This window comes from Streptomyces sp. SS8 (assembly GCF_054072955.1).
Genome location: NZ_JBSVCZ010000017.1, coordinates 26,295 through 39,905, shown reverse-complemented (window position 1 = coordinate 39,905; position 13,611 = coordinate 26,295). Strand labels below are relative to the sequence as shown.

Annotated in this window: 12 protein-coding genes; 8 read left to right on the top strand and 4 right to left on the bottom strand. The window is 74.3% G+C overall.

Features of this window, described 5'->3' with window-relative positions:
* Positions 1-21: 21 nt before the first annotated feature.
* The 3 genes from ACW69E_RS17515 to ACW69E_RS17505 are packed head-to-tail and all read right to left on the bottom strand — an operon-like array spanning position 22 to position 2,082.
* The gene (locus ACW69E_RS17515; RefSeq protein ID WP_457499180.1) at positions 22-933 is read right to left on the bottom strand and encodes an aminoglycoside phosphotransferase family protein; all 912 of its coding nucleotides are present in this window, start codon (positions 931-933) and stop codon (positions 22-24) included.
* Positions 934-976: 43 nt separating this feature from the next.
* The gene (locus ACW69E_RS17510; protein ID WP_457499179.1) at positions 977-1,528 is read right to left on the bottom strand and encodes a ferritin-like domain-containing protein; all 552 of its coding nucleotides are present in this window, start codon (positions 1,526-1,528) and stop codon (positions 977-979) included.
* Positions 1,528-2,082: a hypothetical protein gene (locus ACW69E_RS17505; RefSeq protein WP_457499178.1), complete on the bottom strand. Its 555-nt coding sequence runs from the start codon at positions 2,080-2,082 to the stop codon at positions 1,528-1,530. Before ACW69E_RS17505 ends, ACW69E_RS17510 begins: the two co-directional genes overlap by 1 nt.
* A 268-nt stretch (positions 2,083-2,350) precedes the next feature.
* Here ACW69E_RS17505 and rimP point away from each other — a divergent pair, with 268 nt between their 5' ends.
* The 8 genes from rimP (at position 2,351) to ACW69E_RS17465 (ending at position 10,648) form a co-directional block, all read left to right on the top strand.
* The gene (gene rimP / locus ACW69E_RS17500; RefSeq protein WP_101257985.1) at positions 2,351-2,902 is read left to right on the top strand and encodes a ribosome maturation factor RimP; all 552 of its coding nucleotides are present in this window, start codon (positions 2,351-2,353) and stop codon (positions 2,900-2,902) included.
* A 2-nt stretch (positions 2,903-2,904) separates the two neighbouring features.
* On the top strand, positions 2,905-3,930 hold the full coding sequence (gene nusA, locus ACW69E_RS17495) for a transcription termination factor NusA (protein WP_457499177.1): 1,026 nt from the start codon (positions 2,905-2,907) through the stop codon (positions 3,928-3,930).
* Between the two features lie 74 nt (positions 3,931-4,004).
* On the top strand, positions 4,005-4,283 hold the full coding sequence (locus ACW69E_RS17490; protein ID WP_093850722.1) for a YlxR family protein: 279 nt from the start codon (positions 4,005-4,007) through the stop codon (positions 4,281-4,283).
* A gap of 169 nt (positions 4,284-4,452) precedes the next feature.
* Positions 4,453-7,482, top strand: a complete 3,030-nt coding sequence (infB, locus tag ACW69E_RS17485; protein WP_457499176.1) for a translation initiation factor IF-2 — start codon at positions 4,453-4,455, stop codon at positions 7,480-7,482.
* 179 nt (positions 7,483-7,661) lie between these two features.
* On the top strand, positions 7,662-7,955 hold the full coding sequence (locus ACW69E_RS17480) for a DUF503 domain-containing protein (RefSeq protein WP_457499175.1): 294 nt from the start codon (positions 7,662-7,664) through the stop codon (positions 7,953-7,955).
* Positions 7,956-8,020: 65 nt separating this feature from the next.
* Positions 8,021-8,527 (top strand): 30S ribosome-binding factor RbfA, encoded by a 507-nt coding sequence (gene rbfA, locus ACW69E_RS17475; RefSeq protein WP_457499174.1) that lies wholly within the window; start codon positions 8,021-8,023, stop codon positions 8,525-8,527.
* A 3-nt stretch (positions 8,528-8,530) separates the two neighbouring features.
* Positions 8,531-9,436 carry a tRNA pseudouridine(55) synthase TruB gene (gene truB / locus ACW69E_RS17470; protein WP_457499173.1) on the top strand — a complete coding sequence of 302 codons (906 nt, stop codon included), beginning with the start codon at positions 8,531-8,533 and terminating at the stop codon, positions 9,434-9,436.
* A gap of 273 nt (positions 9,437-9,709) precedes the next feature.
* The gene (locus ACW69E_RS17465) at positions 9,710-10,648 is read left to right on the top strand and encodes a bifunctional riboflavin kinase/FAD synthetase (protein ID WP_237882685.1); all 939 of its coding nucleotides are present in this window, start codon (positions 9,710-9,712) and stop codon (positions 10,646-10,648) included.
* A 112-nt stretch (positions 10,649-10,760) separates the two neighbouring features.
* Here the strand turns inward: ACW69E_RS17465 and ACW69E_RS17460 are convergent, their stop codons facing one another.
* On the bottom strand, positions 10,761-13,457 hold the full coding sequence (locus ACW69E_RS17460; protein WP_457499172.1) for an SCO5717 family growth-regulating ATPase: 2,697 nt from the start codon (positions 13,455-13,457) through the stop codon (positions 10,761-10,763).
* Positions 13,458-13,611 lie beyond the last annotated feature (154 nt).

The window sequence follows — 13,611 nt, the reverse complement described above, 5'->3', positions numbered from 1 at the left end:
CCGGGGCCCGCGGCGGAAGGCTCACAGCCAGCCGGCGAACTCCAGCAGCGCCTCGCCGTCGGCACGGTCGCCGGCGGCGATGTGCCGCGCGCCCGACTCCACCGCCCGGTACAGGCTCCAGCCGCGCAGCCGGTCGCGGTCCACATCCAGGGAGTTCGCCAGTTTGCCCACCCGGCGCCGGGCGATCGCCGGAGCGCCGGATCCGGCGGCCAGGTCGTGCAGCCGGTCGCGGACCAGCCGGGCCAGGTCGTACGCCCGTTCGCCCACCAGCGGATCGGGGCCGACCACCAGCCAGTGCGCCCGCCCCGGTTCCCCCGAGAGCACCGTGCCCTGCCGGAAGTCGCCGTGCAGCAGCACGTTCTCGGGAGCGCCGGCGAGCAGTTCGGAGCGCAGTGCCAGGGCTTCGTCGGCCAGCGGGCGGGCCTCCTTCGGCACATGCGCGCGGATGCCCTCCACCGCCCGGGCGGTGTGCTCCTCGACGCTTGTGAAGGGGTGCTCGTCGTCGGGGACGCCCGGGCGCGTGGGGGAGACCCACAGCCGGTGCAGCGCCGAGACCGCCTCCAGGGTGGCCTTCGCGTCCGGCAGCGAACGCAGCGACACGTCCGCGTGCAGCCGCTCCAGCAGCAGCGCGCCGTCCTCGGGAGCGGCGTCCAGCAGCCGTACGGCGCCGTGTCCCTCCCAGCGGGACAGTGCCGCCGCCTCGTCCGCCGCGCCGGCGGCGCGCAGCTTCAGGGCGGCAGGTGAGCCGTCCGCCCGGCGCACCAGGACGACCAGGCTGCCGCGTCCGCCGGGGGAGACCACCCGCTCGGCCGTCAGCTCCCAGCGCTCCAGCGACGCCCGCACCAGGCCGGGCAGCCGTGCCAGCCAGGGGGAGTCCGCGCCCAGGAAGCGCACCAGCCGCTGCGGGGGTTCGACGTGCGGAGCCGATGTCATGCCGGGCGTCCCTTTCGTCGTCGGCGTTGCGCGGAGGAGCCCCTCAGAGGGACTCCGGGCCCGCCGGCGCGGCGCGCTCGGCGAGACCTGGGAAGGGTACGCCCGTGCCGCGCCAGCGTGCCGCGCGGACTGCGGCCTCCCGCAGCGCGGCGGCCGCCTCCCGCCGAAGCCCGCCCTCGCCGGCCCGGACCAGATCGGCGTAGACGGCGGCCACCCGCTCCTCCAGCTCGGCGGCGAGCCGCACCGCCGCGGCGCCGTCCGGGACGGGGAAGGGCAGAGAGTAGGCCGCCGCGGCGGGCTCGGGGGTACCGCCCATCCGCCGCACCGCGCGGCGCAGGGCGTCACGGCGCGCGCGGTGGGCGTCGTGGGCCTGCCGCGCCTGCGCGCGCCGGTCCTCGGCGATCCGCCCGCCCACGACGCCGTAGCCGTAGACGGCGGCGTGCTCGGCCGAGAGCGCGGCCTGCAGGGCGGTCAGGGCGGGGTCGTCCTTCCCGCCGGGGGCGCCGGGGGAGGAGGACGCGGGGGAGCCGGTGGAAGCGGCCGTCGCCGCCGGGCCCGCCGCCGGATTCATCGCGGGGTTCGCCGCCTGGTTCATCACTCGCCGTCCGTGAGCAGGTAGACGTGGACCGCCCCGGCCGCCGCGACGGAGGCGAGCAGCCGGGCGAGTTCGGGCGGGGCGCCGTCGAGGGCCCGGGTGAGGGTGTCGGTGGTGGCGCGTTCGGCGTTCGCGAGGGCGGCCAGCGCGCGCCCGGGATCGGCGGGCACGCCCGCCTCGGCGCCACGGGAGGCGCCCGGGGCCGGGGAGCCGCCGGCGCTCGCGGAGGCCTTGGGGGATCCGGGGGCCTTCGGGGCCGCCGAAGCGCCGGACCCCGTCCCGCCGAAGGCCTTCACATGCCGTGCCACGTCCGCCCGCAGCGGTTTCAGCCGCTCCGCCAGGTCCGGGTGTGCGGCGAGGGTGCGGTCGTAGCGGGCCAGCAGCGCGGCGCTGCCGTGTGCGGCGGCGCCGCGCAGCCGCTCGCCCGCGGAGGCGAGCCTGCGCTCGGCGGCCGTCGGTTCCTCCCGCGAGCATCCGGTCGGCAGCAGCGCGGCGGCGCCCGCCGCACCGGCGGCCAGCAGGCTCCGCCGGCGGGGACGCGGGTCGATCGGCACGGGCGCTCCCAGGGGAGGTGGTTCGGCGGCGCGGGGGGACGGGCGGTGATCACCGCGGATGTGAGCGTACCCGTGTTCGTACCGTCCCCCTCGGCGGGGCACCGCCGCGCCCCGCGCATGCCCCGTGCGGGGGACGGCCGCCCGGCGCAGCGCCTCTGGCCGTCCGGGCCGTCTGGTCGGCGCGGCCCGCGGCAGGCGATAGGCTTGACCCCCGTAACCCAGGACTGGACGTTCCCACAACAGCACACGCGGCCGAGGAGTCACCCGGATGAGCACCACCCAGAGCGAGAGGCTGCGAGGACTGCTGGAGCCTCTCGTCACCGCGAAGGGGCTGGATCTCGAGGAGATCACCGTGACTCCGGCCGGAAGACGGCGGGTGCTGCGCGTGGTGGTGGACTCCGACGACGGAGTGCGGCTCGACACCTGCGCGGAGCTGAGCCGCGAGGCCTCCGAGGCGCTGGACGAGACCGACGTGATGGGTGGCGCCCCGTACGTCCTGGAGGTCACCTCACCCGGCACCGACCGCCCGCTGACCGAGCCGCGGCACTACCGCCGCGCCGTGGGCAGGCTGGTCAGGGCGCAGCTGACGGAGGAGGCGGGCGGCGGCGAGCTGGTCGCCCGCGTCGGCGCGGCGGACGAGGACGGCGTGGACGTGGAGGTGCCCGGCGTCAAGGGACGCAGGCCCACCGCCCGCCGCCTCGCCTACACCGAGATCGCCAGGGCCCGGGTGGAGATCGAGTTCAACCGCAAGGCCGCCGAGAAGGCCGAGAAGGCGCGTCAGGCTGCGGCCTCTGACGAAGAGAGCCAGGAGGAGGCGTAGCCGTGGACATCGACATGAGTGCCCTGCGGGGTCTGGTGAGGGAGAAGGAGATCTCCTTCGACCTGTTGGTCGAGGCGATCGAGGCCGCTCTCCTCATCGCGTACCACCGCACCGAGGGAAGCCGCCGCCAGGCCCGCGTGGAGCTGGACCGCTCCACCGGCCATGTGACGGTGTGGGCCAAGGAGGACCCCGCCGACCTGCCCGAGGGCGCCGAGCCGCGCGAGTTCGACGACACCCCCTCCGGGTTCGGCCGGATCGCCGCGACCACCGCCAAGCAGGTCATCCTGCAGCGTCTGCGGGACGCCGAGGAGGAGGTCACCCTCGGCGAGTACGCCGGGCGCGAGGGCGACATCGTCACGGGGGTCGTCCAGCAGGGGAAGGATCCGCGCAGCGTCCTTGTTGACATCGGCAGGCTCGAGGCGATCCTGCCCCCGCAGGAGCAGGTGCCCGGCGAGGACTACTCGCACGGCACCCGGCTGCGCACCTACGTCGTGCGGGTCGCCAAGGGCGTCCGCGGTCCGTCGGTGACCCTCTCGCGCACCCACCCCAATTTGGTGAGGAAGCTCTTCGCCCTGGAGGTGCCCGAGATCGCGGACGGCTCTGTGGAGATCGCGGCCATCGCGCGCGAGGCCGGCCACCGCACCAAGATCGCGGTACGGTCCACCCGTGCGGGCCTGAACGCCAAGGGCGCGTGCATCGGCCCGATGGGCGGCCGGGTGCGCAACGTGATGGCCGAGCTGCAGGGTGAGAAGATCGACATCGTGGACTGGTCGGACGACCCGGCCGAGATGGTGGCCAACGCGCTCTCGCCCGCCAGGGTGAGCAGGGTGGACGTCGTGGACGCCGCGGCCCGGTCGGCCAGGGTCACCGTGCCCGACTACCAGCTCTCGCTGGCGATCGGGAAGGAAGGGCAGAACGCCCGGCTCGCCGCCCGGCTCACCGGCTGGCGGATCGACATCCGCCCGGACGTCGAGCAGAGCGGAGAACGCGGTGGGGAGCACCGGGGGAGCGGCGCGGAGAGGGGCTGAGAGGCCTGTCACCGTCCGTACCCCCGTGGTGCCCCCGCCAACGGCGCAATCGGCGCGGGGAGGTAGACTGAAGAGTGTCTGACCGGACGCGCGCCCGCGCATGCCCTGAACGCACCTGTGTGGGTTGCCGGGAGCGGTCGGGCAAGGGCGATCTGCTGCGTGTGGTGCTGGTCGGGAACAGATGCGTTCCGGACCATCGCGGTACGCTGCCCGGCCGGGGCGCTTATCTGCACCCCGCACCGACCTGTGTCGACCTGGCGGTCCGCCGCCGGGCGTTCCAGCGGGCCTTCCGGGCCGGCGGACCGCTCGATACCGCGGAACTGCTGCAGGCAGTACCGCGGGCAACACCGTAAGACAGCAAGCACGCACGACGTCCGTACGGCACCCCGCCGTGCGGGACAGGTACCTCGCGAGTTGGAAGTAGGTCGAGATTGCGATGAGCACTCGATGAGTACGCGATGAGTACGCCCATGCAGTAGCGAAGGTCCGGCGGACGAATCCCCCCGGACCGTAAGGAGCGAAGTGGCTAAGGTCCGGGTATATGAGCTCGCCAAGGAGCTTGGAGTCGAGAGCAAGGTCGTCATGGCCAAGCTCCAGGAACTCGGTGAATTCGTCCGTTCGGCGTCCTCGACGATCGAGGCGCCGGTGGTACGCAAGCTGACCGACGCGTTCGACGCGGGCAACGGCGCCGGAGGCGCCAAGAAGTCCGCCGCGAAGCCCGCCGCCCCCCGCAAGGCGGCCCCCAAGCCGGGCGCCCCGAAGCCGGGTGCCTCCGCACCCCGCCCGGGTGCCCCCAAGCCCGGCGCGCCCAAGCCCCCGGCCCCCGCGGCCGAGGCGCCCAGGAGCGCGCCCCAGAAGAACGTCCCGGGTCCGGGTCCCGCCAAGAGCGGCCCGACTCCGCCGACCCCCGGCCCGCGTCCGGCCCCGGCCAAGCCGGGCCCGGCGCAGCCCCCGGCCCCGGCCAAGCCCGAGTTCACCGCGCCGCCGTCCGGCCAGGGCGCACCGCGTCCGGGTGCCCCCAAGCCCGGTGGCCGTCCCGCCCCGGCGGGCCAGGACCGCCGCGGTCCGGGCGGTCCCAAGCCGGGCGGTCCCAAGCCGGGCGCCCGTCCGGCCGGCCCGCGTCCGGGCAACAACCCCTTCACCTCCGGCGGTTCCACCGGCATGGCGCGCCCGCAGGCGCCCCGTCCGGGCGGCGCCCCGCGTCCGGGCGGCCCCGGTGGCCCGGGCGGTCCGCGTCCCGGAGCCGGCCAGGGCGGTCCCCGTCCGCAGGCTCCCGGCGGCGGCCGTCCCAGCCCCGGCAACATGCCGCGTCCGCAGGGCGGACAGGGCGGCGCAGCGGGTCCGCGTCCGGGCGGTAACCGCCCGAACCCGGGCATGATGCCGCAGCGTCCGGCCGCGGGTCCGCGTCCGGGCCCCGGCGGCCGCGGTCCCGGCGGCGGCGCGGGCCGTCCCGGTGGCGGCGGTGGCGGTCGTCCCGGTTTCGCCGGCCGTCCCGGTGGCGGCGGCGGTGGCGGTCGTCCCGGCGGCGGTGGCGGTTTCGCCGGCCGTCCCGGCGGTGGTGGCGGCGGCTTCGGCGGTCGTCCCGGTTTCGGTGGCCGTCCCGGCGGTCCCGGTGGCCGCGGCGGCACGCAGGGCGCCTTCGGCCGTCCCGGCGGTCCGGCGCGCCGCGGCCGCAAGTCGAAGCGGCAGAGGCGCCAGGAGTACGAGGCCATGCAGGCCCCGTCCATCGGCGGCGTGATGCTGCCGCGCGGCAAGGGCGAGACCGTCCGGCTGTCGCGCGGTGCGTCGCTCACCGACTTCGCGGAGAAGATCAACGCCAACCCGGCGTCGCTGGTCCAGGTGATGTTCAACCTGGGCGAGATGGTCACCGCGACCCAGTCGGTCTCCGACGAGACGCTCCAGCTCCTCGGCGAGGAGATGAACTACGTCGTCCAGATCGTCAGCCCGGAGGAGGAGGACCGCGAGCTTCTCGAGTCCTTCGACATCGAGTTCGGCGAGGACGAGGGCGGCGAGGAGGCACTCGTCTCGCGTCCGCCGGTGGTGACCGTCATGGGTCACGTCGACCACGGTAAGACGCGCCTGCTGGACGCGATCCGCAAGACCAACGTCATCGAGGGCGAGGCCGGCGGCATCACCCAGCACATCGGTGCGTACCAGGCCGCGACCGAGGTCAACGACGAAGAGCGGAAGATCACCTTCATCGACACCCCGGGTCACGAGGCGTTCACCGCCATGCGTGCCCGCGGTGCGAAGTCGACCGACATCGCGATCCTGGTGGTGGCGGCCAACGACGGTGTGATGCCCCAGACGGTCGAGGCGCTCAACCACGCCAAGGCGGCCGACGTGCCGATCGTGGTGGCGGTCAACAAGATCGACGTCGAGGGCGCGGACCCGACCAAGGTGCGCGGCCAGCTCACCGAGTACGGGCTCGTGGCCGAGGAGTACGGCGGCGACACCATGTTCGTCGACATCTCCGCCAAGCAGGGCCTGAACATCGACGGGCTGCTGGAGGCCGTGGTCCTGACCGCGGACGCCTCGCTCGACCTGCGGGCCAACCCGGAGCAGGACGCGCAGGGCATCGCGATCGAGGCCCACCTCGACCGCGGCCGCGGCGCGGTGGCCACCGTGCTGGTCCAGCGCGGCACCCTGCGGGTCGGCGACACGGTCGTGGTCGGCGACGCCTACGGCCGCGTCCGGGCGATGCTCGACGACAAGGGCAACAACGTCCAGGAGGCCGGTCCGGCGACCCCGGTCCTGGTGCTGGGTCTGACCAGCGTCCCCGGCGCGGGCGACAACTTCCTGGTGGTCGACGAGGACCGCACGGCCCGGCAGATCGCCGAGAAGCGCGCCGCCCGCGAGCGCAACGCCGCCTTCGCCAAGCGCACCCGCAGGGTCTCCTTGGAGGACCTGGACAAGGTGCTCAAGGCCGGCGAGGTGCAGCAGCTCAACCTCATCATCAAGGGCGACGCGTCCGGTTCGGTCGAGGCCCTGGAGTCCTCGCTGCTCCAGCTCGACGTCGGCGAGGAGGTCGACCTGCGCGTCCTGCACCGCGGCGTGGGTGCGGTCACCGAGACCGACATCGACCTGGCGACCGGCTCCGACGCCATCGTCATCGGCTTCAACGTGCGCGCCGAGGGGCGTGCCACGCAGATGGCCGAGCGCGAGGGCGTGGACGTCCGCTACTACTCGGTCATCTACCAGGTGATCGAGGAGATCGAGGCGGCCCTCAAGGGCATGCTCAAGCCGGAGTACGAGGAGGTCGAGCTGGGCACGGCGGAGATCCGCGAGGTCTTCCGCTCCTCCAAGCTCGGCAACATCGCGGGTGTCATCATCCGCTCCGGCGAGGTCAGGCGGAACACCAAGGCCCGTCTCATCCGCGACGGCAAGGTCGTGGCGGAGAACCTCAACATCGAGGGTCTGCGCCGCTTCAAGGACGACGTCACCGAGATCCGGGAAGGCTTCGAGGGCGGTATCAACCTCGGGAACTTCAACGACATCAAGGTCGACGACGTCATCGCGACGTACGAGATGCGGGAGAAGCCCCGCGCCTGACCCCCGCCGGTGGGTGTCACCGGTGAACGGCCACGGAGCCTCCCGCCCCGGCGGGGGGCTCCCGGCCGTTATATGCGTCGATCACCGGGAACCGTTGCGTGTACGGTTTCCCGTGTCCTGCCGGGAGTCGGCAGGGCTTCGCCCCACGAGGCCCCACGGGTCGGCTGGACCCGCATCCCATGTACGTAGGCACACTCTCGTTCGACCTGCTGCTCGGCGACGTACGGTCGCTGAAGGAGAAGAGGTCGGTCGTCCGCCCGATCATCGCGGAGCTGCAGCGCAAGTACACGGTGAGCGTCGCGGAGGTCGGGGACCAGAACGTCCACCGCAGGGCCCTGATCGGCCTCGCGACGGTCTCCGGGGACGCCGGGCACGTCTCGGACGTGCTCGACCGGTGCGAGCGGCTGGTGGCCGCCCGGCCGGAGGTGGAGCTGCTGTCGGTGCGGCGGCGGTTCCACGGGGACGAGGACTGAACGCGTCCGGTGCGCAGCCCCGGCCGGACCGAACCGAACGATCCGAAACAGAAGGAAGCAGACACATGACCGACACCGCGCGGGCACGCAAACTGGCCGACCGCATCCGGGTCGTGGTCGCGGAGACCCTCCAGCGGCGGATCAAGGACCCGCGGCTCGGCTATGTGACGATCACCGACACCAGGGTCACCGGCGACCTGCGGGAGGCGACCGTCTTCTACACGGTCTACGGCGACGACGAGGAGCGGGCGGCCTCCGCCGCGGCGCTGGAGAGCGCCAAGGGCGTACTGCGCTCGGAGGTCGGACGGCAGACCGGCGTGCGCTTCACGCCCTCGCTGACGTTCGTCCCGGACGCGCTCCCGGAGAACGCCCGGACCATCGACGACCTGCTGGCCAGGGCCAGGGCCTCGGACGCCCAGGTGCGCCAGGCGTCCTCCGGCGCCACGTACGCGGGCGAGCCCGACCCGTACCGCAAGCCCGTGAGCGAGGAGGACGCCGAGGACTCCGAGGGCGCCGGGGAGAGCGGGGACGCGGGGGACGACAAGGGCCGGGCGGACGGCGAGGACGCCTGACCCGTGGCACGCAAAGGAACCCAGGAGCCCGGCGGGCTGGTCGTCGTCGACAAGCCCGCCGGCTTCACCTCCCACGACGTGGTCGCCAAGATGCGCGGCATCGCCCGCACCCGCCGGGTCGGGCACGCCGGCACGCTGGACCCGATGGCCACCGGCGTCCTCGTCCTGGGCATCGAGAAGGCGACCCGGCTGCTGGGGCACCTGGCGCTGACGGAGAAGGAGTACGTCGGCACCATCCGCCTCGGCCAGAACACCGTCACCGACGACGCGGAGGGCGAGATCACCTCCTCCACGCCGGCGGACGGCATCGCCCGCGAGGCGATCGACGACGGAGTCGCCAAGCTGACCGGCGACATCCTCCAGGTCCCCTCGAAGGTCAGCGCGATCAAGGTCGACGGCAAGCGGTCCTACGCCCGGGTGCGCGAGGGCGAGGAGGTGGAGCTGGCCGCCCGGCCGGTCACCGTCTCCTCCTTCACCGTCCACGACGTCCGGGCCGGGAGCGCCGAGGACGGCACCCCCGTGCTGGACCTGCTGGTCTCCGTCGTCTGCTCCTCCGGCACCTACATCCGGGCGCTCGCCCGCGACCTGGGCGCCGGGCTGGGAGTCGGCGGCCACCTCACGGCGCTGCGCCGCACCCGGGTCGGCCCGTACGGCCTGGACGCGGCACGCACCCTGGAGCAGCACCAGGAGTCGCTGACCGTCATGCCCGCCGGCGAGGCGGCCGCGGCCGCCTTCCCGCGCTGGGACGTGGACGAACGGCAGGCGAGGCTGCTGGCGAACGGCGTGCGGATCGCCATGCCGCCGTCCGGCCGCCCCGGGCCGGTCGCGGTCTTCGGGCCGGGGGAGCGCTTCCTCGCGCTGGTCGAGGAGCAGGGGGGCAGGGCCAGGAGCCTGGCCGTCTTCGCCTGACCCGTCCCGGCGGGACGGTGGTAAGCACCGTGGGTGCGGGCGCCGCGTCCGGCATCCGCACCCACGATCCCCCTCCTGTGTGCATCCGGTTCCCTGTCCACCCGGAGGCCCGGAATCACCCCACCGGGCGGGCGCGCGGAGTGAACCACGGCGCGCACCGGGGCGCTTTCCGGCGGGAGCCCTCCGGCGCGGGTCCCCGTGCGAACACGACGGGGGGTCATGGCACCCTTGGACCCGGCACCATCCACTGGCATTCGGCGAGGAGCGGGCACTGTGCAGCGCTGGCGTGGCTTGGAGGACATCCCCGAGGACTGGGGGCGCAGCGTCGTCACCATCGGCTCCTACGACGGGGTGCACCGCGGGCACCAGTTGATCATCGGCAGGGCGGTCGACCGCGCCCGCGAGCTGGGCGTACCGGCTGTCGTCGTCACCTTCGACCCGCACCCCAGCGAGGTCGTGCGGCCCGGCAGCCACCCGCCGCTGCTCGCCCCGCACCACCGGCGCGCGGAGCTGATGGCCGGCCTGGGCGTGGACGCGGTCCTGGTCCTGCCCTTCACCGAGGAGTTCTCGAAGCTGTCGCCGGCCGAGTTCGTGGTCAAGGTACTGGTCGACAGGCTCCACGCCCGCACCGTCGTCGAGGGCCCCAACTTCCGTTTCGGCCACCGGGCGGCCGGCACCGTGGAGACCCTGGCCGAGCTGGGCCGGACGTACGACTACGACGTGATGGTCGTCGACCTGTTCGAGCGCGGAGAGGCGGGCGGCGGTGAGCCGTTCTCCTCCACCCTCACCCGCCGGCTGGTCGCCGAGGGCGACGTGCGGGGAGCCGCCGAGGTGCTCGGCCGGCCGCACCGGGTGGAGGGCGTGGTCGTCCGCGGCGCGCAGCGCGGACGGGAGATGGGCTACCCGACGGCCAACGTCGAGACGCTGCCGCACACCGCGATCCCCGCCGACGGCGTCTACGCCGGATGGCTGGTTGTGGAGGGCGAGTCGATGCCCGCCGCGATCTCCGTCGGCACCAACCCGCAGTTCGAGGGCACCGAGCGGACGGTGGAGGCGTACGCCATCGACCGCGTGGACCTCGACCTCTACGGCCTCCACGTCGCGGTGGACTTCCTCGCCTACATCCGCGGCCAGGAGAGGTTCGACACGCTGGAGGGGCTGCTGGAACGGATGGCCGAGGACGTGCGGGTGGCGAAGGAACTGCTGGGCTGAACGTCCCGGCCCGCCCGCGGCGGACGGGCGTACGGACGGGCCCGCCGGTCCGAACCCCTTGAGGGGCCCGGACCGGCGGGCCCGTTCACGTTCCGCGCCCGGCGCGCCGCCCTCACCGCTCCGGCTGCTGCCACTGCGCGCCGGGCGCGGGCGTCCCGGCGGCACCGGGCGGCTGCTGGTGGGGGTGCTGCTGCGGGTGCGGCTGGGAGGGGCCGGGCTGACCCGGATACGGCTGGTGGCCGGGGTGTGCCTGGCCGGGATAGGGCTGACCGGGCTGCGGCGGCTGCTGCTGGGGATACGGCTGGGGCTGCCCGTAAGGCTGCTGGGGGTACGGCTGCCCGGGCTGCGGCTGCGGCGGGTAGGGGGCCTGCGGCTGCTGCTGGTGGCCGGGGTGGGGCTGACCGGGCTGCGGCTGTTGCGGCTGCTGGGGCTGACCGGGGATGGGCGGCGCGGTCAGCGGCGGGTTCCCGCCGGGCGACCACAGGCCCTGCTCCTGCTGGTGGCGTGAGAAGTCCTCGGCGATCAGAGCGGCGAGGTTGAAGTACGCCTCGCGCGTCCTGGGCCGCATCATGTCCAGGTCCAGCTCCGCGCCCGCCGCGAGGTGCTCGTCGAAGGGGACGACCACCACATCGCGGCAGCGCGTCTTGAAGTGCGCCACGATGTCGTCCACCTTGATCATCTTTCCGGTCTCGCGGACCCCGGAGATGACCGTGATGCTGCGCTGCACCAGATCGCCGTAACCGTGGGCGGAGAGCCAGTCCAGCGTCGTACTGGCGCTGCTGGCGCCGTCCACGGACGGGGTGGAGATGACGATCAGCTGGTCGGCGAGGTCGAGGACGCCGCGCATCGCGCTGTAGAGCAGGCCGGTGCCCGAGTCGGTGAGGATGATCGGATACTGCTGGCCCAGCACGCCGATGACGCGCCGGTAGTCCTCGTCGTTGAAGGTCGTCGAGATCGCTGGGTCGACGTCGTTGGCGAGGATCTCCAGGCCGGAGGGCGCCTGCGAGGTGAACCGGCGGATGTCCATGTAGCTGTTGAGGTACGGGATCGCCGTCACCAGGTCGCGGATCGTCGCACCCGTCTCGCGCCGCACCCGGCGGCCGAGCGTACCCGCGTCCGGGTTGGCGTCGATCGCGATGACCTTGTCCTGCCGCTCGCTGGCGAGCGTCGCGCCGAGCGCCGTGGTGGTCGTCGTCTTGCCGACGCCGCCCTTGAGACTGATCACCGCGATGCGGTAGCAGGACAGCACCGGGGTGCGGATGAGGTCGAGCTTGCGCTGCCGCTCGGCCTCCTCCTTCCTGGCCCCGATACGGAAGCGGGAGCCGCCGCGGTTGCTCTGCGGGCGGGGCTTCTTCTTCTGGTTCAGCAGACGCTCGGAGGACAGCTCCACCGAAGCGGTGTACCCGAGCGCGCCGGGCTGGCTCGGAGGCTGCTGGCGTGGGTCGGGCCAGGCGGAGCCGGCACGGGGGTCCTGCGGCTGCTGCGGCAGCGGTTGCTGCGGGCCGGGCGCGGAGGAGGGCTGGGCGGGAGGCAGTGGCTGGGAGGGGCCGGCCTGGGGGAAGCCGTAACCGCTCTGCGGCGCCGCAGGGCCGGGTGCCGCAGGCGGCTGCGGCTGCGGGCGGGGGAAGCCGTAGCCGTCCTGGGAGGCGGGCTCCGGGGGCGGCATGGGGGCTCCGGCCTGACCGGTGGTCGCGGGGCCGGGAGGCGGACCGGGCTGCTGCGCGGTCGGAGGCATGGGCTGAGGCGGCTGCTGTCCCCGCGGTTGTTCCTGCGGCTGGGGGAAGCCGTAACCGCTCTGCGGTGCCGGGGTGTTGGGCGTGTCCGCGGGCTGTGGACGGTCGGGTTCGGCCTGGGGGGTGGCGGGCGGCCGGGGGAAGCCGTAACCACCCTGCGACGCCGCAGGGCTGGGCGTCGCAGGCGGCTGGGGCCGGGGCTGCGCCTGAGGCTGGGGGAGGGGGTAACCGTCCTGAGGCGCGGGCGGGCCGGGCACGGCAGGCGCCGGCGCACCGGCCGGAGGAGCGGCGGGCTGGAAGTGCGGCGGCAGAGGGGGCAGTCCGATCGGCGCCCCGCCCTCCGGAGCGGTCTGCCACGGCGGCTGCGCGGGGACCTGCGGAACTGAGCCGTGCGGCTCACCGGCGGTCCCGGCATCGGCCCCGCCTTCGGGACCGGCGGCCGTCCCGGGCTCATCGCCCGCTTCGTCCTCGGACCGGGGCCGGGGCAGGGCCTCGGAGTCGGCGGACGGCGCCGGGGCCGCCTCATCGGCGGAGGGCGCGCCGACGGACGGCTCGCCGTCCGCGTCCTCCCGCCGGCCCTCCCCGCCCTCGGCGGACTCCTCCGCCGCCCGCCGTTCGGCGATCTCCCGGCGCAGTGCGGCGGAGGAGAAACGCATGGTCGCGTCGGTGACGGGACCGTCGCCGGCGGAGTGCTCCGCCTGCCGTCCGTCCTGCTCGTCCCCCCGGTCGTCCCCGTCGCCGTCGGCGGCACCCGGCGCCGGGCCGGTCCGCGGTTCACCGGACTCCTCCCGGGCACCGTCCACCGCAGCCCCGGGCGGCGTCACCGGAGGAAAGGCGGGAGGCACGTCGGTACCGGCACCGGCACCGGCGTCCGCGTCCGTGCTGTCCGTCTCCGCCCCGTCCGCGGGACCGGCGGAAGCGGCCGGCGGCTGCGGGGCGGGGCCGGTGTTCCGCGTGTACCAGGCAGGCGGCGTGTAGTCGATGGTGAACTCGCCCGTGGCGTCGAGTTCGTCCTTGGGCAGGTCGTCGCCGGGTTCGATCCCGTCGACGCGGATCTCGTCCCGGTCGCTGTTCACAATGCCTCCTGCTGATCTGGTCGAGCACCCCGGTCGAACCGCGCGGACCGCTCCCTGCCGACGGGCGGGCGCGGCCACCGGCTCCCCGCCGCCGCGGTCTTGGGCCTGTTCCTTCGGAATGTCCTGCCGCGCGCACGCCCACCCTAGTCGCCAC